This is a genomic window from Allobosea sp. GW821-FHT10B12 (genome assembly GCF_059415545.1).
In genome coordinates this window covers 285,044-309,711 of sequence record NZ_JBWKNL010000007.1, presented here as the reverse complement: position 1 = coordinate 309,711, position 24,668 = coordinate 285,044, and the positions used below count along the sequence as shown (strand labels likewise).

Below are 24,668 nucleotides of genomic sequence, written 5' to 3'. Positions count from 1 at the left end.
TCGACACCGCCTTCAACGCCGTCGCGCTCCTCTTCGTCGTCGCAGCCCCAATCCTCGTCGCAATCAAAATCGGATTCGCAAAACGCGCGAAAGCACGTGCTGCCATTGCTCATGATACCGGAGGCTTGCCCCGAGCTCAGCCAAGCACGCCCGCTTCTGAGCGTTGAGTCAGCCACTGCTTTGGAGCGCCGATCCTCGCTATCCAGTCACTCCGGCGAGTTCCCTCTGGCGGATGCAGGCGACGCTGTGGCCGGGGCCAACCTCTTCGATCGCTGGCACCGCACTGGCGCAGGCATCGATCACATGCGGGCAGCGCGTGCGGAAGACGCAACCCGAGGGCGGGTTCAGCGGGCTCGGAATGTCGCCCTTGAGGATCACGCGTTCGCGCCTGACGCTTGGGTCCGGCACCGGGGCCGCCGAGAGCAGCACCTTGGTGTAGGGATGGCGCGGATTGGCGTAGACCTCCTGCGCCGGCCCCTTCTCCATGATCCGGCCGAGATAGAGCACGACGATGTCGTCGCAGAGATATTCGACCACCGAGAGGTCATGGCTGATGAAGACCATGGTCAGGCCAAGCTCGCGCTGCAGCTCCTGGATCAGGTTGAGCACCTGCGCCTGGACGGAAACGTCGAGCGCCGAGACCGGCTCGTCGGCGATAATCAGTTCCGGCTCGACGGCGAGCGCCCGGGCGATGCCGATGCGCTGTCGCTGGCCGCCCGAGAACTCATGCGGATAGCGCCTGGCATGGTCGGGATTGAGCCCGACACGGCCGAGCAGCTCGGCGATGCGCGCCTCCCGGGTCTTGCCCTTGGCGAGGCCATGCGTGTCGATCGCCTCGCCGATGATCTCGCCGACGCGCATGCGCGGGTTGAGGCTGGAATACGGGTCCTGAAAGATGATCTGCAGGCGGCGGCGATAGCCGCGCAGCGCCTTCTCCGGCAGGCCGAACAGGTCGGTGCCATCGAACACCGCCTCGCCGCCGGAGGGCTCGACCAGGCGCAATATGCAGCGCCCGACCGTGGTCTTGCCGGAGCCGGATTCGCCGACGATGCCGACGATGCTGCCGCGGCGGACCTCGAACGACACGTCGGAGACGGCGCGAACCTCGCCGCCACGCGTCGAGAAGATCTTCTGGAGATTGCGGACGGAGAGCAGCGGGGCGTCTGCCTGGACATTGCTTACGGCGTTCATAGCGCGTCATGCCTCCAGCAACGGGTGAGATGGGCGGCCGCAACGTCGATCAGCGGCGGCGCATCGTGCGTGCAGCGCTCCTCGACCAGCGGGCAGCGCGGCGCATAGGAGCAGCCGGGCGGCAGTGCGAGCGGGCTCGGGACATTACCGGGGATGGCATTGAGCAAGGCTCGGCCCTGGCCGGGGATGCGGTCGCGCCGGGCATCGGGAATGCAGGCGAGCAGGCCGCGCGTATAGGGATGGCGCTGGCGCGCGAACAGGCCGCCGACCGGCCCCTGCTCGACGACGCGGCCGGCATACATCACCGCGACCTCATGGGCGATCTCGGCGACGACGCCGAGATTATGGGTGATGAACAGGATGCTCATGCCGATCTCGGCCTGGAGCCGACGCAAGAGGTCGAGGATCTGCGCCTGGATGGTGACGTCGAGCGCGGTGGTCGGCTCGTCGGCGATCAGCAGCGAGGGATTGCAGGACAAAGCGAGCGCGATCATCACGCGCTGGCGCATGCCGCCCGACATCTCGTGCGGATACTGCGCAAGACGCCGCTCGGCCGCGGGTATCTCGACCAGCTCGAGCATCTGCTTGGCCCGTGCCCGCGCCTGGCTGCGCGACATCGTCTCGTGCAGCAGGATCATCTCCATGATCTGGTCGCCGACGGTGAAGAGCGGGTTGAGGCTCGTCATCGGCTCCTGGAAGATCATCGCGATCTCGCTGCCGCGGATGGCGCACATGCGCTTCAGCGGGACCTGCGCGAGGTCGACGGTCTCGCCGCTGCGGAGCCGGTAGAGGATGCGCCCGCCGACGATGCGGCCGGGATCGGCGAGCAGGCGCATGATGGTCAGGCTGGTCACCGACTTGCCGGAGCCGGATTCGCCGACCACCGCCAGCGTCTGGCCGCGGCGCAGCGAGAAGCTGACGCCGTCGACCGACTTGATCGCACTCGAGCCGATCAGGAAGTGAGTCTGCAGGTCCTCGACCTTGAGCAGGACGTCGTCGTCGGCGCGCGGCGCGGCGACGGCGGCGGGTTCCGTGGTCGCCATCATCACAGATCCTTTCGCAGGCGCGGATCGAGCAGGTCGCGCAGGCCGTCGCCGACCAGCTGAAGCGAGAGCACGGTCAGCACGATCGCGGCGCCGGGGAAGAGCATCATCCAGTCGGCCTGGCCGATGTATTGGCGCCCGCCGGCAATCATCGTGCCCCAGGTCGGGATCTCCGGGCTGACGCCGACGCCGAGGAAGGACAGGCTCGCCTCGGCCAGCATCGCATAGGCGAAGATGAAGGTGGCCTGGACCAGGATCGGCGAGACCAGGTTGCGCAGGACATGGCGCGTCATGATCCGCCAGGTCGGCACGCCGAGCGCCCGCGCCGCCTCGACATAGGGCAGTTCGCGGATGATCAGCGTCGAGGCGCGCACGATGCGGGCAAGGCGCGGCGCGTAGACGATGCCGAGCGCGACGATGACGGTGGCGAGCGAGGGGCCGAGCGCCGCCACCAGCGAGATCGCCAGCAGGATGTCGGGGAAGGCCATCATCGCATCGATGACGCGGGCGATGACGCCGTCCAGCTTGCGGAAGAAGCCGGCGACCAGCCCGAGCGTGATGCCGAGGACCGCGGCGAGTACGGTCGCCGCCGCGCCGACCAGCAGCGAAAGCTGGCCGGCATAGATGGTGCGGCTGAAGATGTCGCGGCCGAATTCGTCGGTGCCGAAGAACCAGCGCTCGCTCGGCGGCTTCAGGCGGTTGACCACCGAGAGCCGGCTCGGTGAATAGGGCGCGATCAGCGGCGCGAGGATCGCCAGCAGCGCGATGACGGTGAGGACGATGAGGCCGATCACCAGCGTCTTGCGCTGCAGCATCAGGCTGGCGAGCCGCGGGCGGCCGGCAGGAGCGGACGAGGCGGCCATCAGTAGCGCACCCTTGGATCGATCGCGAGATAGAGCATGTCGATCAGGAAATTGATCAGCACGTAGAGGGCGGCGATCACGAGAAGCGCGCCCTGGATCACCGGATAGTCGCGGCGCAGCACGGCCGAGACGACGAGGTTGCCGATGCCGGGCAGGCTGAACACCGTCTCGGTCACCACCGCGCCCGAGATCAGCAGCGCCGCGGTGAGGCCGACCACGGTCAGTACCGGGATCAGCGCGTTCTTGAAGGCGTGCTTCATCACGACGCCCCATTCACCCATGCCCTTGGAGCGGGCGGTGCGGACATAGTCGTCGTTGAGTACGTCGAGCATCGAGGCGCGGGTGAAGCGGGTGATCAGCGCCGAGGAGACGATGCCGAGCGCCAGCGCCGGCAGGACGAGATGGCGGAGCCGCTCGAGGAAGGAGGCGTCAGGGCCGCCATAGCCGGAAGCCGGCATCCAGCCATAGCGCACCGCGAAGACCTGGATCAGGATCAGCCCGAGCCAGAAGCTCGGAATGCTCGCGGCGAACATGGCGAAGGTGGTGGCGAGCTGGTCGAACAGCGAGCCGCGCTTGTAGGCCGAGAGGATGCCGACCGGCAGCGCGATCGCGCTGGCGATCAGGATCGAGAACAGGGTGAGGAAGAAGGTCGGCTCGGCCCGCTCGGCGAGGGCGCTGAGCACGGGCATGTTGAGGAAGATCGACTGGCCGAGATCGCCACGCAGGAGCTGGCCGAGGAAGAGCACGTATTGCGTCGGCAGCGACTGGTCGAGCCCGAGCCGGCTGCGCAGGCCGGCGATGTCGGCGGCCGTCGCATCGGGGCCGAGCATGACGGCGGCCGGGTCGCCCGGTGCGACGCGGACGATGACGAAGACGATCGTCACGACGGTGAACATCACCGCCAGCATGCCGAGGATGCGCTGCATCACATATCGCGTCATCGCGTGCCGGCTCCCTTTTGCATTTCGTGGCGTTCATCGCCTGCCAACTGTCGTTGCAGACGTCTCCCGCCATCGGCGTTCGTAAAACTCAAGTCATCCCGGACGCAGCGAAGCGGAGATCCGGGATCCATTCCTGAAGCGTTCCGGAATGGGTCCCGGGTCTCCCTGTGGTCGCCCGGGACGACCCGCGCTTGTCGGGAGCGAGAAACTGCTCCCGATGCGCCTCAGGGCTTGAGCGAGGCGTTCCAGAAATACGGCCAGGGCGAGGCCGTGTAGCCGGACAGGCGCGGGGCCTTGGCGCTGAGGGCGGCGAAGTCACCGACCTTGTAGAAGGGCACTTCCTCGAAGATCAGCTTCTGCAGATCGGCGAAGATGGCGATGCGCTTCTTCTCGTCCGACTCGGCGTTCAGGGCCGAGAGCAGCTTGTTCTTGGCTTCACTCGCCCACCAGCCGGGATAGCTGTCCGGCAGCGGCGCGATCAGGGCCGGCTCGGCCAGGAACGGGCTGTGGGTGATGAAGATGTCCCACAAAGCCGGCTCGGCCCGGCGCTGCACCAGGGTCGCCCAGTCGACGACCTGAAGGTCGACCTTGAGGCCGGCGGCCTTGAGGTATTCGGCCGCGACCTGCGCCATCTTGTAGTGGAACTCGTATTGCCGGCTGGTCAGGATGCGGATCGGCGCACCGTCATATTTGGCGGTCTTGGCCAGAGCCTTGGCCTTGTCGGCATCGCCCTGGTTGTAGGCCTTGATGCCGGCATCGCTGCGCCAGGCATAGCCTTCCGGATACATGGCGCCGTCGAGCTTGTAGAATTCAGGCTTGCCGAAGGCCGCTGCCAGCATGTCCTCGGCATTGAGCGCCGTCTGGACAGCCTTGCGCATGTCCTTCGACGTCATCATGCCCTGCTTGTTGTTCATGATGAACATCGGCCAGCCGAAGCCCTGCATCAGCACCGGCTCGGTCTTGGCCTGGCCCTTCAGACGGTCATAGGCCTCGACCGGGATCAGGTCGGCGAAATCGAACTGGCCGGCGAGCGCGCCCTCGACGCGGGTGTTGGCGTCCGGCACCGGCACGAAGCGGATCTCGTCGAGATACTGCTTGCGCGCGCCGCCGAAGCCGTCGGGCTCGCCCTGGCGCTGCTTGTAGCCGTCGAAGCGGACGAGCTGGATGTACTGGTCGGGCTTGCGCTCCTTGAGCTGGTAGGGCCCGGTGCCGATCACCTCCTTGATCGGGTTCTCCATCTTGTCGGCCGGCATGATCACCGCGGCCGAGTTGTTGAAGGCGAGCAGCGCGGTCAGCGGCGCGAACGGGGTCTTCAGCGTGATCTTGACGGTCTTCTCGTCGGCGGCCTCGATTCCCGCGATGTTGTCGGCGACGAGCTTGCCGCGCGAGGCCAGCTCGGTCCAGCGCTTCAGCGAGGCGACGACGTCCTGCGCGGTCATCGCCTTGCCGTTATGGAAGGTGACGCCCTGGCGCAGCGGGATGGTGTAGACCTTGCCGCCCTCGCTGATCTGCGGGAGCGTCTCGGCCAGCAGCGGCGCCAGCGCCCAGTTCTTGTCGAAGGTGTAGAGCGTCTCGTAGAAGTGCTGGGTGATCATGCCGAGCAGGTCGCCGGCGGCGACCATCGGGTCGAGCGTGTTGGGCTCGCCGATCGTGGCGACATTGATCGCCCCACCCTTCTGCTGGGCGAGAGCCGGCGCGCCGGCGCTCAATGCCGCGGCAGCGAATGCCGCTGCCCCGATCCGGGTCAATCTCTGCAACATCTCAAGTCCTCCCAGTTTTTCTTGGCTGTTGGTCGTCGGAAAATTGCGCGTGGTTTGTCAGCGCAGGCGGATCGTCTCCACCACATGGGCCAGCTGCGTGGTCACGGCGGCGGTGATGGCCTCACCCTTCTCGCGGGTGGCGAGCGAAGGGTCGCCGACGACGCCGGTGCCGCCGGACATCTCGTGCATCGAGCGGAACAGGGCGCCGCGGGCCGGCAGGATCATGTCGGCATTGGCCCAGTCATGGGTCTCGACATAGCTCATGCCTGAGACCAAGGCGGTGCGGACGCTCGCGGGCGCGCCGAGCAGCATCAGCGAGGTCTCGAACTCGCAGGCATGGTTGATGCCGGCGAAGGCGCTCTCGCGAATGGCGCCGAGCTCCTTGGAGGCGAGCCGCCACCAGGTCAGGAAGGCGACGCGGCACTCGCGGTGCTTGGTGCCGAAGGTCTCGAGCAGCACCTGGCCGATCGCCTGGTTGCCGCCATGGCTGTTGAACAGCACGATGTTGCGGAAGCCGTGGCGGACCACGCTCTCCAGGATGTCGCCGACATAGGCCAGGAAGGTTTCGTGGCGGACGCTGAGCGTGCCGGCGAAATCCATATGGTGCTCGGAGCAGCAGACCTTCACCTGCGGCAGGATCAGCACCTGCTCGCCGAGCTTCTGCTCCAGCGCCTGCAGGAAATGGTCGCCGATGACGGCGTCGGTCTCCAGCGGCAGATGCGGGCCGTGTTGCTCGATCGCGGCGACGTTCAGCACGACCGGAATGTCGCGGTCGAGCGCGGCGACTTCGTTGGTCGTCAGGGTTTCCCAACGCATGGATCTGAGCTCGCTGTTCAGGAAATCGTGCGGCCGCCGATGCGGAAGCGGGCGATGGCGGCTTCGTCGAGGATGATGCCGAGGCCCGGCCCCTCATCGGGGATGCGCACATGCGGCGGTTCGAAAGCGAGCGGCTTCACGAGCAGATCGTGGCTGCGGATCATCCGGCCGAAGATGTCGCTCGGCCAGACGCAGCTCTTCGCCGCCGCGGCCTGATGCACATACATCGCCTCGAGGATGCCGAGATCCACCTCCGAGCCGTGCCAGCAATAGACGCCGGCAGTCGCGGCGATATGGTCGAGCGTCTGGAACTTGGCGAGGCCGCAATTGAAGTTGAAGCCGTCGACCGCACCATGGGCGATGGCGTTGATTGCGTCATGCGGACGCTGGCCCTGATAGACGTAAGGCAGGGAGACGTGCAGCACGATCGGGATCGAGGAGAAGCGGCGCAGCTCGGCGAAGTCCTGCAGCATCCAGCGCGGCAGCGGATCTTCCAGCAGCAGGACGTTGCCGACCTTCTCCAATTCCCGGATGATCGGGCGGGCATTGCCCGAATTCTCCCAGCGCTGGTTGGGATCGAAGATCACCTTCATCCCGGGCGCATACTCCTTGATGCGCGCGCACCAGCCGGCGACATCGTCCTCAAGGTCGCACTTGAATTTGATGACCTTGTAGCCCTGCTCGAAATAGCGCTTCACCCAGGGGCCGACCTCACCTTGCGTGCGGTGGCTCGACCAGGCGCTGACATTGACCCGGTCGCGGATGGCGCCGCCGAGCAGACGATGCATCGGCACGCCGAGCGTCTTGGCGTAGGCGTCCCAGATCACGCATTCGAAGCCGTCATATTCGCGGCAAAGCGGCAGCGGCAGATCCTGCAGCGGCAGGTCGAACACCGACTGGCCGAGGAGGTTGGCGCAGATCGCCTCGATGCGCGGCCATTCATGGTCGCGGTAGAACTCGCCGATGCCGACGACGCCGTTCTTCAAGGTCATCCGGACGATGAGCTTGGGCAGCTCGTCGAACTGCACGCTCCAGCTCGCCTTGCCGCCGACCGGCAGCATGTGGAGCGGCTTGGCCAGGCTGTCCGAGTTGATCACGCCGGGATGGGCGGGGACTACGACCTCGTCGAACTGGAAGGAAACGATCGTCCCGTCGGCTGGCTGCATGGCTCGGCTCGTCTTTTGTTATTGCGCAAGGCGCGACGAGCCGGGAATGTAGCTAGATTACATTTCTTGTCAATCTGACCGAGGCGGTTTGCCCTGTCTGCTCCCTTGGTCACCCGGCGACAATGCCATTCATGGTCGCTCATGCAGGGCCGGAAGCCTTCCGCGTTCAATGGCGAAAGCTAATACATATCATTGATATAATTGATTTCAATTGCGGGGTGCGCGTCGATCGACCGCGCTTCTTGGTACGATCTTCTTGTTGAAATCCAAAATGTAGCAAAATTACCAAATGGCCAAGTCAATCGCCGATCGGCTGGCCTTCGGTGCTGCCATGCAGGGCGATCAGCGTCGCTCGCGCCCGCCAGAGCTTCTTCGAGACAATCTTCATGCGGCGCGCGCCCAGGAGCGTCGCCATGCAGTCGAGCAGGAAGAGCTGCCCGTAGCGGCCGCGATTGGGCATGTAGAAGAACTTTTCCTCGTCGAAGGCCTGCAGCGGCACCAGCACGCTGGCGAGTTCGGCGAGCGGGCTTGGCGGATGGGTGACCGCGATGACCCCGGCACCCTGGCTGCGGGCGATCTCGGCACTGTCGAGCAGCGAGCGCGGCTTGCCGGTGACCGAGAAGATCAGCAGCACGTCCTCCGGGCCGCAGGTCGCGGCCATGACGCGCTGCTGATAGGGGTCGGCCGTCGAGGACGCCGCGACGTCGAGGCGGAAGAGCCGATTCTCCGCCTCGGTCGCGACATTGGCCGAGCTGCCGCCGACGCCGAAGCAGAAGACGCGGCGCGCCTTGTCGAGCCGGTCGACGGCCGCTTCGATCGCTTTCGGATCATGCTGGCTGAAAGCCATCGCCAGCGCCTGGATGGTGGCGTTGTAGACGTGCTCGGCCACCTCGTTGCCGGTGTCAGCCGGCTGCTGGCGTTCGGCGGCGATATACATCCGGCCGATCGCATATTCCTGCGCCAGGCGGATCTTGAAGTCGGTGAAACCATCGCAGCCCATGCGGCGGGCGAAGCGCACCACGGTCGGCTCGCTGACCTGCGCCTGCGCGGAAAGATCCTTGGTGCTGATCCTCGTCGCGCCGTCGATATCGGCCAGGATGATCTCGGCGACACTGCGCTCGGCCCGATTCATCTCGGGCGCCTCATGCCGCATGCGATCGATCAGGCTGGTCACGTGGCGCATCGTCCTGTTCCTGGCGCTCGTGCTGCGGCGTCACATATCTGCCGATCCCGGCCAAGCGGAATCTGTCGCGAGCCGATTCCGGATTCCACAATTTTCTGCCCGAAGCCATGTCGCGCGAAGGAGCAGCGGCCGCAGCTCGATCGCGGCAGTCCGCTAGAACCGCTTGGTCGAGAGCACGTCGAAGGTCCGGCCGATCGTCGCCACCGCCTTGTCGTAATCGGCCAGCGACAGGCAGGCGATCAACGCGTCGATCACGGCGAGCTGGGCGATGCGGCTGGTCATCGCCTCGGTACGGAACTGGGTCTCGCGCGCCATGGTGTTGAGCACGATGTCGGCATAGGCGAGCAGCGGCGACTTGCCGAAATTGGTGATGCAGATCGTGGTCGCGCCCGCCTCGCGCGCCAGCCTTGTCGCCGTGACGGTCTCATGGGTCGAGCCCGAATGCGAGATCGTGATCGCGACGACGTCGGGGCCGGTCAATGACGCGCTGATCGCCTGGACGTGCGAATCGACCACGACCTTGGATTCGACGCCGATGCGCAGCAGCCGGTAATTGGCGTCCTCCGCGATCGGGGCGGCGCTGCCGATGCCGTAGAGCTCGACCCGGCGCGCCCGCCGGATCGCCCCCACCGCGCTGTCCATCGCGCCCCTGTCGAGCACCTTCATGGTGTCGTGCAACGCCTGCAGATCGCTGCGGAAGATCTTCTCGATCACCGTTCCGGTGTCGTCGGTGCGGGCGAGATCCTCGTGGATGAACTGCACCGGCTGCACGAGATCACGCGCCAGCGTGATCTTGACCTGCTGGAAGCCGCGCGCGCCGAGCTGGCGGCAGAGCGAGATCACGCTGCCTTCGCTCGCCTCCGCCCGCTCGGCCACCTCCGTCACCGACATGTGCACGACCTCGGCCGCATGGGCGAGAAAGACGTCAGCGATGCGTGCCGCCGTCGGCGGCAACGCCGGGCGCAGTGCGGTCAATCGTTCGATCACGCCATCGAAGCCGTCATGGGCCCCGGCGCGCGACCGGTCGAAGCTCTCGGGCATCGCGTCGGTGTCTGGCTTGGTCATGCCGGCAAGGCCATCACGGCTTCTTCCCGCGGGCAAGCTGTCTCGCCATGCGCTTGCGGGAAAATCCCGCCGGCGATCTCGACATAGCGCAGGCCGAAGCGACGGGCGCCCTCGCCATCGGTCTTGGGATTGTCGCCGAGCATCGCAACTGACCGCTTGGGCAGGCCGAGCAGGGCCAAACCCGCGGCGAACAGAGCGGGTTCGGGCTTGCCGACGAGATGGTAATTCACCGAGCCGGCACAGGCGAGCAGCGCCGCCAGCAGCGCGCCGGTTTCCGGCACGATCGCGCCGTCAGGTCCGGGATGGGCGAGATCCGGGTTGGCCACGACGAGCTCCGCCCCCGCCCGCACGGCATTGGCGGCGAGCGCCAGCCGCTGATGGCTGAAGCGCCGGTCGCGGCCGAGGAAGACGATATCGGGCCGCGTCCGAACTGGCACGAGGCCGCGCTCGCGAGCATGGCGCGCCAAGCTGTCACTCGCCAGCACGAGCACGCGCGCACCCGGCCGCCGCGCTGCGATCTGGTCGAGCGCGACTGCGCCGGCCAGCACGGTGCGGTTCGCCGGGACATCGAGCCCCAATTGCCGCAACTCGCTCGCGAGTTCCGCCGGGGTGTGTTCGGCGTCGTTGGAGACCACGACGAAACGGCCAGCGCAGGCTTCCAGAAAGGCATGCGCACCCGGCATCGCCCGGCCACCGCATACCAGGGTGCCGTCGAGATCGATCAGCCAGCCGCGAATATCGTCTGCTGCGTGCACTGCAAACTCCACATCCAAGCGGAGCATGCATGAACTGAGATTGTCTCAGTGTCAAACACAGTTATGAATGAGCAATATTCATAGTCCTGTCATGGAAGGCTGCCAGAAGGCTCGGGTCACGGCCCGCTGAAGCGGCCGTGCAGCGCCACTCGCCGCCCGTCCCCGAGGACGCCATGCTCGCATTCCTAGGCAGCCGTCTCCTGCGCATGACGATCACCCTCTGGGCGATCGTCACCGCCGTCTTCCTGGCGACGCGGCTGACCGGCAATCCGATCGACTTCCTGATGCCGGAAGGGCTCGATGCCGCCTCGCGCGCCGAGATGATCATCTACTGGGGCCTCGACCGCCCGGTCGCCGAGCAATACCTGCTGTTCTGGAAATCGCTGCTCTCGGGCGATTTCGGTCTCGGACTGATGGAGCGGCGGCCGGTTGCCGTCATTTTCGGCGAGCGGCTCTGGCAGAGCGCCTCCCTGCTGCTTGCGACATTGGCGCTGACGGTCGCGGTCGGCGTGCCACTCGGCATCCTCGCCGCGCTCTGGCGCGGCCAGGCGCGCGGCCAAGGCGTGCTCTTCGTCGCCTTCATGGGCTACGCGGTGCCCAACTTCGTCCTCGCCATCCTGCTGCTGCTCGTCTTCTCCTACACGCTGCATTGGCTGCCGAGCGCCGGCTCCGCCAGCCTGCTGCACTATGTGATGCCGACCGTGGCGCTCGCCGCCTATTTCGTCGCGGCGCTCACCCGCTACACCCGCAACGCCATGCTCGACGTCCTCTCCGAGGACTATATGCGCACCGCCCGCGCCAAGGGCCTCTCCGAAGGCGCCGTCATCCTCCGGCACGGCCTGCGCAACGCGCTGATCCCGGTGATCACCGTGCTCGGCCTGCAGATCACCACGCTCGTCTCCGGCGCCGTCGTGGTCGAGACCGTCTTTGCCTGGAACGGGGTCGGCGACCTGCTCGTCGGCGCGACGCTCCGCCGTGACTATCCAGTCCTGCAGTTCGGCGTCCTCGTCGTCGCCGGCGCGGTGATCCTCGTCAATTTCGCGATCGACCTCGCCTATGCGGCGTCGGATCCGCGTGTGCGCCTGGTCGGAGCCTGAACGCCATGACCGAGATCGCAGACGCCAAGCTGATGTTGTCGCCGCGCCGGCTGCCGCGGCTGAAGCTGCCCACACTGGGCGGTGCCAACTTGCTGGTCACGGCAGCCGCTCTGCTCGGAGTGCTGCTGCTGGCGCTCGCCATCCTTGCCCCGCTGGTCTCGCCCTTCGAGCCCGACCAACAGCGGCTGCTGGCGCGATTGAGGCCGCCGGTCGGCGCTGCTGGTGCCAACCCTCTCCACTGGCTCGGCACTGACCAGCTCGGGCGCGATCTGCTCTCGCGCTGCCTTCATGGCCTGCGCCTGACGCTCGCGCTCGCGCTGTTCGGCACCTTGCTCGGCCTGGCGCTGGGCGCGGCGCTCGGCCTCGCCGCCGGCCTGCTGCGCGGCTGGGCCGACGCGCTGATCATGGGGCTGGTCGACATTATGATGTCGCTGCCCTTCACCCTGGTCGCGCTCTTCGTTGTGGCGCTCGCCGGAACCGATGTCGCGGTGCTGATCTGCGTGCTCGGCATCGCCTATTGGGCGCATTTCGCCAGGCTGATCCGGGCCCAAGTGCTCAGCCTGCGCGAGATGCCCTTCGTCGAGGCCGCCCGCGCCGCCGGGGCCGGCCCCTGGCGCATCGCCACCGTCCACATGATCCCGAACCTGATCTCGCCGGTCGTGGTCATGGCGAGCCTCAACTTCTCCAACCTGATCCTGCTGGAATCGGCGCTCTCCTTCCTCGGCCTCGGCGTCCAGCCACCGACGGCGACGCTCGGCTCGATGGTCGGGCAGGGGCGGGACTACATGGCCTCCGCGCCCTGGATCGTCGCCGTGCCGGCCCTCGTCATCGTGCTCGTCAGCCTCGTCGCCATGCTGCTCGGGGATGCCCTGCGCGACCGCCTCGACCCGCGCCTGCGCGGGCGCTGACCACCCACTCGCCGTTCATGCCGTTCACCCGAACAAGGGATCGACAATCATGCGCAAGATCGTGAAGACACTGGCGCTCGCCGCGCTCTCGGCGACCGCCCTCGCCGGCCTCGCCCAGGCGCAGGAACTGAAGGTCGGCGTCCAGAACATGGCGCCCTGGCTCGATCCCGGCCGCGACTTCTCGAATGTCGGCTCGCAGTTCTATTTCAACGCCTTCGATCCGCTGGTCGGCAAGGACGCCACCCGCGCCGAAAGCGTCTGGCAGCCGGGCATCGCCACCAACTGGACTCAAGTGTCGCCGACCGTGATCGAGCTCAAGATCCGCCAGGGGGTCAGCTTCCACAATGGCGACCCGATGAGCGTCGAGGACGTCGTCTTCTCCTTCGACCGCATCATCAATTCGACCTTCGCGCCCTACACCGTGCGCAAGCGCGACACGCTGCCGAACATGGCCAAGGTCGAGGCGGTCGATGGTGAGACCATCCGCATCACCGCGACCCGGCCCGAACCCTTGTTCGAGACGCTGCTCAACGTCCAGCAGGGCATGATCGTCCCGAAGAAATACGTGATGGCCCTGACCGGCGATCCGAACGTCGCCGAAGCCTCCGACTTCGAGGCCTTCGCGCTGAAGCCGGTCGGCACCGGCCCCTACAGGATCAGCGAGTTCGTGCCGAACCAGCGCCTGGTCTATGAGCGCTTCGACGGCTTCTGGGGCGAGAAGGCGCCGTTCCAGAAGGTCACGGTGACGCGCATTCCAGAGCTCTCGGGCCGCCTGACGGCGCTCAAGAACAGCGAGGTCGATCTCATCACCAATGTCCCGCCGGATCAGCTCGAGCCGATCGCGGCCGATCCCAAGCTCAAGGTCGAGGGCATGCAGACGCCGCTCTTCCACGTCGTCATCTTCAACACCCAGAACCCGAAGATGGCCAATCCCAAGCTGCGCCAGGCGCTGTCCTACGCCATCGACCGCAAGACGCTGAACGAGGCGCTCTGGTTCGGCAAGGCGAAGGTGCCGACCTCGCACAGCTTCGCGCAGTTCGGCCCGCTCTACATGCCGGAGCTGAACACCTTCGAATACGACCCGGCCAAGGCCAAGGCGCTACTCAAGGAAGCCGGCTATGACGGCTCGCCGATCCGCTACGACATCCAGGCGGCCTATTACACCAATGGCCTGCTCGCAGCGCAGGCGATCCAGGAGATGTGGGCCGCCGTCGGCGTCAAGATGCAGCTCAACGTCACCGAGCAGTGGACCGGCTCCGACCCGACCATGATGGCGCGCGGCTGGTCGAACCCGATGTATTTCCCCGACCCTGCCGGCGCCTTCGGCATCATGTGGGCGCCGACCGGCAACTCCGCCTCTGAGGGGCGCTTCAAGGCCGACGACGCCTATGTCGCGCTGTGGGACAAGTTCCGCTTCTCGACCGACCTTAGCGAGCGCAAGCAGGCCTATGCCGCGCTGATGCAGGCAATCAAGAACGACCCGCCCGTGCTGCCGCTCTACCAGCCCTATGAGTCCTACGGGATGAAGCGCTCGCTCGCCTGGCGGCCGCTGCAGGGCCACATCCCCTATGTGCTCGATTTCCGCGCCGGCCGCGTGACGCTGGCCGCGCGCTGATGTGCCAGCGGGAGCCGGCTCGGCCGGCTCCCGCCCCCTTTTTCAATCCTGCTCGACGAGCCACGCCATGACCCGCTCCCTCCGCCTCGCCTTCGTCGCCGACATTCACCATGGCGAGAACAGCTTCACCAAGGTCGGCACCGCCGCCCTGCCGCTGATGGGCGAGTTCCGTCGCTTCGTCGCCGATGCCAGGCCTGATGCGGTGATCGACCTCGGCGACCGCATCTCCGATGTCGACCACGCCACCGACTTGCAGCTGGAGCGCGAGGTCGCTGAGGCTTTCGCGCCGATCACGACGCCGCGCTTCCATCTCTGCGGCAACCATGATCGCGACCATCTCAGCGTCGCCGAGAACGAGGCGATCCTCGGCCAGGGTCTCGGCCATCGCACTATCGACCTCGGCGATTGGCGCCTCGTGCTCTGGGCCGCCGACTCGCGCATCCATCGCCCGGGCGGCTTCGTGCTGCGCGAGGCCGATCTAATCTGGCTCGCCGCGACCATCGAGGCCGCCGACCGCCCGCTCGTGGTGATGAGCCATGTCCCCGTTTCCGGCCACGGCCAGACCGGCAACTACTATTTCGAGCGCAACCCGGCCTCCTCGACCTATCCCGGCGCCGAGCGCGTCCGTGCCGTGCTCGCCCGGGCGAAGGTGCCGATGGTCTGCATCGCCGGCCATGTCCACTGGAACACGCTGACCACCGTCGATGCGATCCCGCATCTGACGCTGCAGTCGCTGACCGAGAGCTTCACCACCATGCCGGAGCCGGCCGGCGCCTTCGCCCTGCTCGAGCTTGGCGAGACCATCGCCTGGACCGTGCACGGCCAGGACCCCTTCACCGCCCGCATCGACACGGCCGGAACGCTTCGGCGCTGGATGACGCCGCTCCAGCCCTTCGACGAGCATCCCGAGCTGCGGCAGCGGCGACTCGCTTCGGCGCAACTGGCGGAGGCGACTGCCGGAGCCTGATCGGGCGGCCTTGACTGCGCTCGCGCAGCACCTCCCGGCTGACCTCGGTTTTCCCGAACCAGTCGACCCCGAACACCGATTTCCCCAAGACTTTTCCAATTCCCTGGACGACCCAGAGACCCGGCTGCGACCAGCGGACCGGGCTCCCGAGATCGGTCGGAGACGCTCCCGTTGGCGTTGTGAAGGCTCGATCGACAACCGCCGCTCTTGGAATGAGGGCGCGAATCATCTGTATTGCAGACGGTTCTCAGCGCGTTCGGTGCGTTGTGGTTGTGTTGATGAGGGTAAGCCCTCGTTAACCTCTGTTAATCGATGGTTGAGCCATGACGATGCCGATCAAATACCGACCGGCGCGCCAATGAACGTCGTAGCACGACGCCTGGCCATACGGTTCACGGTGCGTGGCACGGCGGCTGGGCGGGCGGCGAGATCTGTCGTGGCTTGCTGTCTGAGCTTGGCCACCGTTGGTTGCGGAGAGCAGAGACTTGCCGAGGCCGAGCTGGTGATGGCGACGCGATCGCTCGCAGTCGATCCCAGCCGCGCGCTTGTGGTGCTCCCTCCCGGTAGCCCACCCGTGATCGGCGTCACCCAGCGCAGCTATGAAAACGCCATCGCGCAGACGATCTCATTGGCGACGCGGGGCCGGACGCCGGGTGAGAACTCGATCCAGGTCGCCTTCTTCACCTCCGCCGACCTGCCGGACAGTGCCGGTGTCGAGGGCAATCTGCTCAAACTACCGGGGATCGACGACTTCGCCGTCGCGCGGGACCTGGAGGAGCGCCTGCCGGGCACTGCGATGGCGCTGTCGGCCGTTTTCGTCCAGAACAAATACGGCCCGTTCGGCTACGCCTTCGGCCGCGGCGCCGGTGGCGAGGCCTGCCTCTATGCCTGGCAGCGTATCGCCGATGGCGACAGCATCTTCCGGCCGAGATCGGGGGCGGTATCGGTCCGCATGCGCATCTGCGACCCCAAGGCAACGGAAGCCTCGCTGCTGCGCCTGGCCTACGAATATTCGCTGAACGCCTCCTTGCGGCGTAGCGGCTGGAATCCAACCGGAGACGCGCCCGCGCCGGAAGCGGGGCTCGGCAAGGCCGGCGCCCCGATCTTCCCGCTACCGCAAGCCTCCGCCCAGGAGGCGCCGGCGCTGCGGCGGGCCACGCGGCCGCGGCCGCCGCGCGCTCCGCAGGCCGAAGCCGACGATCCCCGTGACACGCAGCCGGTCTCGGACGGACCGCTGGAAGGATACCCCACCGTTCCGCCACCACCCGCACCCTGAGGTCACAAAGCGCCCCACGAGCCAATGCGAACCGCGAGCTACGTCATCTTCTGGGCTATCGCGACCGCCGTGGTCGTCGCCCTGATCACGCTGCCGATCAGCCTGCAGGCGCATCTGATCGCCGGGACGATCGTGGTCGGGGCAATGATCCTGCTCAAGTTCCTGCGCCCCTACGGCGTCTGGCGCCTGATCGCGCTGGGGCTCGGTACCGCGATGGTGCTGCGCTACATCTATTGGCGGACGACAAGCACGCTGCCGCCGATCAACCAGCTCGAGGACTTCATTCCCGGCCTGATCCTCTATCTGGCCGAGCTCTACAATATCGGCATGCTGTTCCTCAGCCTGTTCGTCGTCGCGATGCCGCTGCCGCGGCGCAAGAGCGCACCGCCGATCCCTGCTGATGCTCCGACGGTCGACGTCTTTGTCCCGTCCTACAACGAGGAGCCGGAGCTGCTGGCGACGACGCTCTCGGCGGCGCTCGCCATGGACTATCCAGCCGGCCGGTTGACGGTCTACCTGCTCGACGACGGCGGTACCGACGAGAAATGCAATGCCGACAACTTCGTTGCCGCCAGCGCCGCCCGCGAGCGCCGGGCAGCCCTGCAGAAGCTCTGCGAAGGGCTCGGCTGCACCTATCTGACGCGCGAGCACAACATCAGCGCCAAGGCCGGCAATCTCAACAACGGCCTCGCCAATTCCAGCGGCGACCTCGTGGTCGTCTTCGACGCCGACCATGCGCCGGCGCGCAACTTCCTGACCGAGACGATCGGCTATTTCGCCCTGGATCCCAAGCTGTTCCTGGTCCAGACCCCGCACTTCTTTATCAATCCTGATCCGCTCGAGCGCAATCTCAGGACCTTCAAGGCGATGCCGTCCGAGAACGAGATGTTCTACGGCATCATCCAGCGCGGTCTCGACAAGTGGAACGCCTCGTTCTTCTGCGGCTCGGCCGCGGTGTTGCGCCGCACAGCTCTGCAGACGACCAGCGGCTTCTCCGGCCGCAGCATCACCGAGGATGCCGAGACCGCGATCACCCTGCACGCCACCGGCTGGAACAGCATCTATGTCGACAAGCCGCTGATCGCCGGGCTCCAGCCCGCGACCTTCGCGAGCTTCATCGGCCAGCGCTCGCGCTGGGCCCAGGGCATGATGCAGATCCTGCTCTACCACCGCCCGATGCTGAAAAGCGGCCTCTCGCTGCCGCAACGCCTGTGCTATTCGTCCTCGGCCCTGTTCTGGCTGTTCCCCTTCGTGCGCCTGACCTTCCTGGTCGCGCCGCTCTGCTATCTCTTCTTCGGACTGGAGATCTTCACCGCCTCGGGCGCCGAATTCATCGCCTACGTATTCAGCTACATGGCGGTGAACCTGATGATGCAGAACTACCTCTATGGCCGTTATCGCTGGCCATGGATCTCCGAACTCTACGAGTTCATCCAGTCGGTCTATCTGCTGCCGGCGGTGATCTCGGTTCTCATCAACCCCGGCAAGCCGACCTTCAAGGTCACCGCCAAGAGCGAAGAGCTCGGAACGCGGCGCGTTTCCGAGCTCGGCCTGCCCTTCTTCATCATTTTCGCCGTGCTCGCGCTCGGCGTCGTCGCCACCTATTGGCGCACCATCACCCAGCCCTACAATGCCGACACCACCCTCGTCGTCGGGCTCTGGAACATCCTCAACCTGTTGATGGCGGGCTGCGCGCTCGGCGTGGTCTCGGAGCGGCCGGAAGGGCGCGGCGCCCGGCGTTTCCCGGTGAAGCGTCGAGGCGAGATCAACGTCGACGGCCGCACAGCGCCGATCATCACCGAGAACGTCTCCGTCGACGGCGTTGCCGTCCGGATCCTGTCCAAGGGGTTCGACACGCTGCCGGCGAACAGCACGGGCGAGATCACCTTCGAGACGTCGATCGCGATGCCCCCCGGGGCGCTCCCCGTGCGTGTGGTCCGCACCGCTCCGGACGCAAAAGGCCTGGTGCTCGGTTGCCGCTACGAGCCGAGTGAGCCGCTGCACAGCCGCATCATCGCCGATCTCGCCTTCTCGGACGCCGGGGTCTGGAGCAGTTTCCAGAAGGCACGGCGCCAGAACATGGGCGTCATCTACGGCACCCTGCGCTTCCTGCGCCTCGCCATCTTCCAGACCAGTCGTGGCCTGTCCTATTTCTTCGGCCTCGCCCGCTTTGCCCGCTCCAATCCTGCGCGGAGGGCGGCGGAATGAGAGCGCGCCTCCTGCCCATATTGGCCGTGGCGGCAGCTCTTCCGATCCTGAACCCGGGCTCCGCGCCCTGGGCACAGGAGGCCCAGCCGACGCCGCCGCACGAGCCGGCGCCGTTCATGATTGCCCCGCCCGCCCAGCAACCTGCGGCCGCCCGGCCGGCGGAACCCAGACCGCAGGCAGAGCCGGCACCGGCACCAGTGGTGCCCGCCATTCCCGCCAGTTTTGCCTTCAAGCCGCTGCTGCCGGCCGCCCGCGTCATGCTCGAAGGCGAAGGCGATGCACGCAGCTGGGCCTTTTACCTGACCCAGGACGAGGCCGGCGCCGATCTCAATCTCGACATCGCCTTCCAGAATGCGCTGGTGGTGATGCCGGAGGCCTCGCGCCTGACGGTGCGCATCAATGGCGAGCGCATCATGGAAGCGCCGATCGCCTCCTCCGATCGCCTCAAGCGGACCTCGACGGCGATCCGCAAAGGGCTGCTCAGGCCCGGCCAGAACACGATTCGTTTCGAGGCCGTGCAGCGCCACCGCACCGACTGCACGATCGCCTCCACCTATGAGTTGTGGACGCGCATCGACGGCGCCGGCACGCGGCTCAGCTTCAGGAACCCGGCACAGCAATCGCGACTGCGCAGCATCGACGACCTGCCAGCGGTCGGCGCCGACGAGACCGGGCAGACGACCATCCATATCGTCGCGCCGGGCGCGGCGAGCGCCGTTGCCGCGAACAGCATTCTCGCCGTCGCGCAAGGCGTCGCGTTGCGCGGCCGCTACAGCCAGACGACCATTCGGATCTCCGAGCGGCTGCCCGACAGGGTCCGCCCCGGCATGCTGACCGTCCTGCTCGGGACGGGCAAGGAGTTGCGCGACCTCATCGGCATCTTGCCGGCGGAGGCTGGCGTCGGGAGCTTCGTCGGCTTCACGACGCATCCTAAGCTCGGACCTGCCGCCCTGCTCGTCACCGCAGAGAGCTGGCAAGACCTCGAAGCGACCATCGCCAGGCTCCTGACCGGGCCGGTCTCCCGGCCGACCAACATCAACCGCAAGACGATGGCCACGGCGAGCTGGCACATCCCCGATGCGCCGTTCATCTCCGACAGCCAGGTGCTGCGCTTTTCGGAACTCGGGATTACGACGCAGGAATCCTCGGGACGGCGCATGCGCGTGCGCGCCGTCATCGCGATGCCGGGAGACTTCTACGCCAACGCCTATGGCGAAGCGACGCTGTATCTCGACGGCGCCTATTCCGAGGTCCTGCCCGGCGACAGCCATATCGAGATCTTCGTCAACGGCAATGTCGCGGCGACCGTGCCGCTCAATACGACGAGCGGTGGCCTCTTTCAGCAAACCCCGATCACGATACCGCTCCGGCATTTCCGGCCCGGCATCAATGAGATCTGGTTCGAGGCCGTGACACCGGCCAAGTCCGACCTCGCCTGCGGGCCGGGCGCGACATTGCCCGGAAAGAACCGCTTTGCGCTGTTCGACACCACGGCCCTGGCGATCCCGAACTTCGCCAAGATCGGCGTCAGCCCCAATCTTGCGGCGGTGGCGGGAACCGGTTTTCCCTACTCGATCACCTCCCAGATCGCCCTGCTCGTCGGCCGCCTGGACATTCCCAATCTGGGCGCTGCTGCGACCCTGCTTGCAAGGCTCGCCCAGCGCGCCGACCGGCCGCTCCCGGTCGATGTCATCGGCAGCGCCGCCGCCATCGGCAACCGCCCCGCCTTGATCCTGGGCGCCGCCGGCCAGATGCCGGCAGGATTGCTGCCGCGCATCGGCATCGCCGACAATGTCCGCAGCACTTGGCCGCAGCGCGCGGATGCCGTCGTCCTCGTGCCGGAGACCGAGGGCACGGCCGTGTTCGACGCTGTGATCAACCGCTTTCAGGGGCGGCAGACGACGCCCGAGGATTCCGGCGGCGTCGCGCCGAGCACCGAGGCGATCCGCGATCGCTGGCGCGGCTCGTTCGGCGGCCCCCTCGCGCGCTATTTCATCAGCTTCGACCGATGGCTGCAGCGCACCTTCGATCTCTCCTTCGCCCAGCTGCGCACCCCCTCGCGCGCGCCCGCGCTCTATGAGCCGGCCGAAGGCGCCGAATTGATCGCCGCCCAGGCGAGCGACCCCGACACAAGGCAGGTCTGGACCGCCTTCGTCGTGCGCCAGGAGGAGGCGCTGGAGAGGAACGTCGACAGGCTCGTCACCCCCGGCAACTGGGCCGGCATGGCCGGCAAGCTCACCGCCTTCCGCAGCGGGCAGGACAACCACATCCTCTCGGCGGACAGCACGACCTTCGTCATGACCCGGGCGTTCAGCCTCGCCAATATGCGCCTCGTCTTCGCCAACTGGATGTCGAGCAATATCGGCATCTACGCGCTGACGCTGCTTGCAGCCTGCATCGGCCTCGGTATCGGCACCTTCCTCCTGTTCGGGCGCCTGGGGAGGCGCTCATGAAACGGCTTCGCGCAGCCCTGGCCACCACGCTGCTCGGCTTCACCTCCGGCGCACAGGCCGCCCTCCCCGCCGGTGCCTGGGAACTCTACCGGCAGAAATTCGTCACGGCCGAGGGCCGGGTCGTCGACGACGCCAATGGCGGCATCAGCCATAGCGAGAGTCAGGGCTATGGGCTGCTGCTGGCCTGCCTCGCCGGCGACCGCGGCAGCTTCGCCAGCATCCTCTCCTTCACCCGGACGGAGCTGCTGATCCGCGACGACGGCCTCGCCGCCTGGCGCTGGGACCCGAAGGCGACGCCTCGGGTCACGGACATCAACAACGCCAGCGACGGCGACCTGCTGATCGCGGAAGCGCTCGCTTGCGCCGGGACCCGCTGGTCGATGCCGGCCTATACCTCCGCGGCCCGCCAGATCGCCCGTTCGCTCGCCAAGGTCGCGCTGGTGAAACGCGGCAGCGAAACCTGGCTGATGCCGGCGGCAAAGGGCTTTTCGGAGCAGGAGCGGCCGGACGGGCTGGTGATCAACCTGTCCTACTGGGTGTTCGAGGCCTTCCCGATCCTCACGCGCCTCACCAACGATCAGGGCTGGATGCAGGCGCAGGCCAGCGGACTGAAGCTGCTCGACGATCTCGCCAGGCGGAAGACCCCTGCCGCCGACTGGCTCTCGCTGAAAGGCGAGCCCAAGCCCGCCGACGGCTTCCCGCCGCAGTTCGGCTACAACGCTTTGCGCATCCCGCTCTATCTGCTGCGGGCCGGCATCGCCGACAGGCAACGCCTCGAGCCGTTCCGCCAGGCCTGGGCCGGTGGCACGGCCGTGATCGACGTGCCGAGCGGCAAGCCGGCAGAGCCACTGCCTGATGCCGGCTATCGCATACTGGCGGCCGCCATGGCCTGCGCGCTCGACCGCACCCCCATCCCAGCCGAACTGAAAACCTTCCAGCCGACGGCCTACTACCCATCGACGCTGCATCTGCTTGCCCTCTCGATGCTGAGCGAGAGGTATCCGCAATGCATGTGAAATCCGCGCTGATCGCCGTCGCGGCCTCCGGCGCCGCCTTCTACGCGCTGGGCCGCTATGGCCATGATCTCAGCTGGCCGGAGGCGCCGGTGCCGGCGGTGCAGCAGGCGCAGGCCGAGACGCATCCCGATTCCAGCCAACCCGCCCTGCCCGCGGCTGGGCAGCTGGAGACCGAACTGGCTCAGGCCCCTGCGGTGCCGGGACGGACGCCGCCGCCCGGGCAGGCGCAGAGGGTCGACGAGACGGCGCTGCGCTATTTCGCCAGCCAGGGGGACACCCGCCGCTACGAAGCGGAGCTCGCCCGGCTGCGTGCCCTCTACCCCGAATGGAAGCCGCCGACCGACCTGACATCGCCGCAACCGACCGGCGATCCCGAGCTCGAACGGATCTGGAAGCTGTTCGCCGAGGGCAAGTTCGGCGAGGCGCGGGCGGCGATCGCCCAGCGCGGCACGGCCGATCCGAACTGGCAGGCTCCCGCCGACCTCCTCGCCCAGCTCGACCGGGCCGAAGCCGGCCAGCGCCTGGTCAACGCCGCCAATGCCAAGCAATGGGAGCAGGTGATCCGGATCGGCATCGAGACGCCGGCACTGTTGACCTGCGGCAATGTCGATGCGCTCTGGCGCGTGGCCGAGGCCTTCGTCCAGACCGGCGCCCCGGAGCGGGCGCGCGACGCCTATTCCTATGTGCTGACTAACTGCGCCAATCCGGCCGAGCGGGTCGGAACCATGCAGAAGGCGCTGTCCAGCCTGCCGGAGGCGCTGGTCAATCCGTTGCTGGCGCAAGAGAAGCAGAGCGAGTTCTCGAGCATTCGCGACGAGATCGCGCGGCGCCATATCGGCAAGGCGGCGGAAGAGCCGACCCTGACCGCGACGTCCGAGGAGCTCCGACGCATCGAGGCGCTCGCCAATGCGGCGGCGACACCAGATGATGCGATCCTGCTCGGCTTCTATTTCTTCCGCCACAACGACGCGGCCAAGGCTGTGACCTGGTTCCAGACCGCGCTCGCGCGCAATGGCGGCGCCAAGGCGGCGGAAGGTGCCGTGCTCGCGCTCGGCGCACAGCAGAAATACCAGGAGGCGGAGACGCTCGGCGCGCAATGGCTCGAAGCCGGCCCGGCAAACCGGAAAGCCTATCTCGACGTCGCCACCGCACTGATCGCCCAGGAGCCGGCGCCGCGGCTCGAGCGCGCCGTCATCGAGCGCATCGCCAGAACCGTCGGCGTCGACCGTTATGCTCCCGGCGGTGCAGGGCTCGGCTGGTATGCTTATAATTCCGGCCAGATCGCACCAGCCGAGACCTGGTTCGAGACGGCTCTCGCCTGGGATCGCGGCTATGAACCCGCCGCCTACGGGCTCGCTTTGGTACACCAGCGCTTGCGCGATCAGGCCGGCCTGCGCGCGATCATCACCGAATGGCGCAGCCGCTCACCGCGTATCGCCGATCTGCTGAACCCGAACCGCAGACGCCCCCCAGCCCCGGAGCGGGAAATCCGTCCACTTCCAGAGACGTCCCCGACCGCGCGGACAGCCCCGGTACCCGAGCCGGCCGAGCGGGCGCCACGTCGCATCGTTCGGGCCGAGCCCGCGTCGGCGATGCGCTACGAAGACGACATTCCCGCCGCTGTGGTGACGCGCCGCCAGGTGGCCGAGCGCCCGCGCAACGGCTCCTGCGGCACGGGTGCAGGTGGAGCAGCCGCGCTGCAGCGCGGCTGGTGCCTACTCAACCTGAAGCGGCCGGCGGCTGCGGCCGAAGCCTTCGACGCCGCCCAGCGCAGCGGCAACGCCCAGGTCGCCGCCGACGCCGCCGCGGGCAAGACCTATGCGAAAATCCAGCAAGGGCTGACGGGCGAAGCCAGCGCCGCAGCCGCCAGTGCCAACCTGCCGCCGGCACGCCGCAAGGAGCTCCAGACCCTGCTGCTCTCGGAGCGCTTCTATGCCCAGTACGACGCCAAGGACTACAACAGCGCTCTGATCACGCTCGGCGAGCGGGCGCGCTATGCCTCCGAGAGCACCGATCTGATGCTGATGCGCGGCTGGTCCTATTTCAATCTCGGCCGTTATGACGATGCTGCGCAGGTCTTCCAGGCGCTCTACCGGGCCAATGGCTCAGCGCAGGCGATGTCCGGCCTGTCTGCAATCCGGGACATCACGCAGCGCGACAGGTACTAGACCCCGCTCGGCCAGCCTGCCACGGCGCACCAGCGCAACCGCCTCTCGGTAACCGAGCGCTCCGTCTTCGACGCCCCCATGTCGGCGCGAACGCGCGGCGAACGGAGGGTCCCGACGACAACTCGGCTTCGCATCGGGTTTGGAATCGCATAGGTTGTCTAAAATCTGAGATTCAGA

19 protein-coding genes are annotated in these 24,668 nt (G+C 67.0%); 9 read left to right on the top strand and 10 right to left on the bottom strand.

Annotated elements, in window-relative coordinates; translation table 11 throughout:
* Window positions 1-198 precede the first annotated feature (198 nt).
* The 10 genes from AC07O0_RS23695 to AC07O0_RS23650 all read right to left on the bottom strand — a co-directional run bounded on the left by AC07O0_RS23695 (window position 199) and on the right by AC07O0_RS23650 (window position 10,783).
* Window positions 199-1,191, bottom strand: coding sequence for an ABC transporter ATP-binding protein (locus tag AC07O0_RS23695; protein WP_494626279.1), 993 nt, complete (start codon window positions 1,189-1,191; stop codon window positions 199-201).
* Entirely contained in the window at window positions 1,188-2,234 is a 1,047-nt protein-coding gene (locus AC07O0_RS23690; RefSeq protein WP_494626277.1) for an ABC transporter ATP-binding protein, read from the bottom strand. Before AC07O0_RS23690 ends, AC07O0_RS23695 begins: the two co-directional genes overlap by 4 nt.
* Before the next feature lie 2 nt (window positions 2,235-2,236).
* On the bottom strand, window positions 2,237-3,049 hold the full coding sequence (locus AC07O0_RS23685; RefSeq protein ID WP_494626298.1) for an ABC transporter permease: 813 nt from the start codon (window positions 3,047-3,049) through the stop codon (window positions 2,237-2,239).
* A gap of 47 nt (window positions 3,050-3,096) precedes the next feature.
* Complete coding sequence (locus AC07O0_RS23680; protein WP_494626275.1) at window positions 3,097-4,038, bottom strand: ABC transporter permease; 942 nt, start codon at window positions 4,036-4,038, stop codon at window positions 3,097-3,099.
* Window positions 4,039-4,262: 224 nt separating this feature from the next.
* Window positions 4,263-5,786 (bottom strand): ABC transporter substrate-binding protein, encoded by a 1,524-nt coding sequence (locus tag AC07O0_RS23675; RefSeq protein WP_494626296.1) that lies wholly within the window; start codon window positions 5,784-5,786, stop codon window positions 4,263-4,265.
* A 69-nt stretch (window positions 5,787-5,855) separates the two neighbouring features.
* Window positions 5,856-6,614 (bottom strand): creatininase family protein, encoded by a 759-nt coding sequence (locus AC07O0_RS23670; protein WP_494626273.1) that lies wholly within the window; start codon window positions 6,612-6,614, stop codon window positions 5,856-5,858.
* A gap of 17 nt (window positions 6,615-6,631) precedes the next feature.
* Window positions 6,632-7,780, bottom strand: coding sequence for a mandelate racemase/muconate lactonizing enzyme family protein (locus AC07O0_RS23665; RefSeq protein WP_494626271.1), 1,149 nt, complete (start codon window positions 7,778-7,780; stop codon window positions 6,632-6,634).
* Between the two features lie 298 nt (window positions 7,781-8,078).
* On the bottom strand, window positions 8,079-8,963 hold the full coding sequence (locus tag AC07O0_RS23660; protein WP_494626269.1) for a MurR/RpiR family transcriptional regulator: 885 nt from the start codon (window positions 8,961-8,963) through the stop codon (window positions 8,079-8,081).
* 153 nt (window positions 8,964-9,116) lie between these two features.
* Window positions 9,117-10,028: a MurR/RpiR family transcriptional regulator gene (locus tag AC07O0_RS23655; protein WP_494626267.1), complete on the bottom strand. Its 912-nt coding sequence runs from the start codon at window positions 10,026-10,028 to the stop codon at window positions 9,117-9,119.
* Entirely contained in the window at window positions 10,025-10,783 is a 759-nt protein-coding gene (locus tag AC07O0_RS23650; protein WP_494626265.1) for an HAD-IIA family hydrolase, read from the bottom strand. Before AC07O0_RS23650 ends, AC07O0_RS23655 begins: the two co-directional genes overlap by 4 nt.
* Before the next feature lie 173 nt (window positions 10,784-10,956).
* On the opposite strand from AC07O0_RS23650, the gene AC07O0_RS23645 reads away from it, so the two are divergent.
* The 9 genes from AC07O0_RS23645 to AC07O0_RS23605 all read left to right on the top strand — a co-directional run bounded on the left by AC07O0_RS23645 (window position 10,957) and on the right by AC07O0_RS23605 (window position 24,491).
* Window positions 10,957-11,880 carry an ABC transporter permease gene (locus tag AC07O0_RS23645; protein ID WP_494626263.1) on the top strand — a complete coding sequence of 308 codons (924 nt, stop codon included), beginning with the start codon at window positions 10,957-10,959 and terminating at the stop codon, window positions 11,878-11,880.
* 5 nt (window positions 11,881-11,885) lie between these two features.
* Complete coding sequence (locus AC07O0_RS23640; protein ID WP_494626261.1) at window positions 11,886-12,788, top strand: ABC transporter permease; 903 nt, start codon at window positions 11,886-11,888, stop codon at window positions 12,786-12,788.
* 49 nt (window positions 12,789-12,837) lie between these two features.
* Window positions 12,838-14,403, top strand: coding sequence for an ABC transporter substrate-binding protein (locus AC07O0_RS23635; RefSeq protein ID WP_494626259.1), 1,566 nt, complete (start codon window positions 12,838-12,840; stop codon window positions 14,401-14,403).
* A gap of 67 nt (window positions 14,404-14,470) precedes the next feature.
* Complete coding sequence (locus tag AC07O0_RS23630; RefSeq protein WP_494626257.1) at window positions 14,471-15,370, top strand: metallophosphoesterase family protein; 900 nt, start codon at window positions 14,471-14,473, stop codon at window positions 15,368-15,370.
* Window positions 15,371-15,875: 505 nt separating this feature from the next.
* The gene (gene bcsN / locus AC07O0_RS23625) at window positions 15,876-16,646 is read left to right on the top strand and encodes a cellulose biosynthesis protein BcsN (protein ID WP_494626256.1); all 771 of its coding nucleotides are present in this window, start codon (window positions 15,876-15,878) and stop codon (window positions 16,644-16,646) included.
* 24 nt (window positions 16,647-16,670) lie between these two features.
* Complete coding sequence (gene bcsA, locus AC07O0_RS23620; RefSeq protein WP_494626254.1) at window positions 16,671-18,854, top strand: UDP-forming cellulose synthase catalytic subunit; 2,184 nt, start codon at window positions 16,671-16,673, stop codon at window positions 18,852-18,854.
* Complete coding sequence (locus tag AC07O0_RS23615; protein WP_494626252.1) at window positions 18,851-21,307, top strand: cellulose biosynthesis cyclic di-GMP-binding regulatory protein BcsB; 2,457 nt, start codon at window positions 18,851-18,853, stop codon at window positions 21,305-21,307. The genes bcsA and AC07O0_RS23615 overlap by 4 nt, the downstream gene beginning before the upstream one ends.
* Window positions 21,304-22,323 (top strand): family 8 glycosyl hydrolase, encoded by a 1,020-nt coding sequence (locus tag AC07O0_RS23610; protein WP_494626250.1) that lies wholly within the window; start codon window positions 21,304-21,306, stop codon window positions 22,321-22,323. The genes AC07O0_RS23615 and AC07O0_RS23610 overlap by 4 nt, the downstream gene beginning before the upstream one ends.
* A complete protein-coding gene (locus AC07O0_RS23605; protein ID WP_494626248.1) occupies window positions 22,314-24,491 on the top strand; it encodes a tetratricopeptide repeat protein in 2,178 nt (725 codons plus the stop codon). Before AC07O0_RS23610 ends, AC07O0_RS23605 begins: the two co-directional genes overlap by 10 nt.
* Window positions 24,492-24,668 lie beyond the last annotated feature (177 nt).

Coding starts and splice junctions, on each gene's coding strand:
- AC07O0_RS23695 (WP_494626279.1), bottom strand. CDS start 1,191: ATGAACGCCGTAAGCAATGTCCAGGCAGACGCCCCGCTGCTCTCCGTC.
- AC07O0_RS23690 (WP_494626277.1), bottom strand. CDS start 2,234: ATGGCGACCACGGAACCCGCCGCCGTCGCCGCGCCGCGCGCCGACGAC.
- AC07O0_RS23685 (WP_494626298.1), bottom strand. CDS start 3,049: ATGCTGCAGCGCAAGACGCTGGTGATCGGCCTCATCGTCCTCACCGTC.
- AC07O0_RS23680 (WP_494626275.1), bottom strand. CDS start 4,038: ATGACGCGATATGTGATGCAGCGCATCCTCGGCATGCTGGCGGTGATG.
- AC07O0_RS23670 (WP_494626273.1), bottom strand. CDS start 6,614: ATGCGTTGGGAAACCCTGACGACCAACGAAGTCGCCGCGCTCGACCGC.
- AC07O0_RS23665 (WP_494626271.1), bottom strand. CDS start 7,780: ATGCAGCCAGCCGACGGGACGATCGTTTCCTTCCAGTTCGACGAGGTC.
- AC07O0_RS23660 (WP_494626269.1), bottom strand. CDS start 8,963: ATGCGCCACGTGACCAGCCTGATCGATCGCATGCGGCATGAGGCGCCC.
- AC07O0_RS23655 (WP_494626267.1), bottom strand. CDS start 10,028: ATGACCAAGCCAGACACCGACGCGATGCCCGAGAGCTTCGACCGGTCG.
- AC07O0_RS23645 (WP_494626263.1), top strand. CDS start 10,957: ATGCTCGCATTCCTAGGCAGCCGTCTCCTGCGCATGACGATCACCCTC.
- AC07O0_RS23640 (WP_494626261.1), top strand. CDS start 11,886: ATGACCGAGATCGCAGACGCCAAGCTGATGTTGTCGCCGCGCCGGCTG.
- AC07O0_RS23635 (WP_494626259.1), top strand. CDS start 12,838: ATGCGCAAGATCGTGAAGACACTGGCGCTCGCCGCGCTCTCGGCGACC.
- AC07O0_RS23630 (WP_494626257.1), top strand. CDS start 14,471: ATGACCCGCTCCCTCCGCCTCGCCTTCGTCGCCGACATTCACCATGGC.
- bcsN (WP_494626256.1), top strand. CDS start 15,876: ATGGCGACGCGATCGCTCGCAGTCGATCCCAGCCGCGCGCTTGTGGTG.
- bcsA (WP_494626254.1), top strand. CDS start 16,671: ATGCGAACCGCGAGCTACGTCATCTTCTGGGCTATCGCGACCGCCGTG.
- AC07O0_RS23615 (WP_494626252.1), top strand. CDS start 18,851: ATGAGAGCGCGCCTCCTGCCCATATTGGCCGTGGCGGCAGCTCTTCCG.
- AC07O0_RS23610 (WP_494626250.1), top strand. CDS start 21,304: ATGAAACGGCTTCGCGCAGCCCTGGCCACCACGCTGCTCGGCTTCACC.
- AC07O0_RS23605 (WP_494626248.1), top strand. CDS start 22,314: ATGCATGTGAAATCCGCGCTGATCGCCGTCGCGGCCTCCGGCGCCGCC.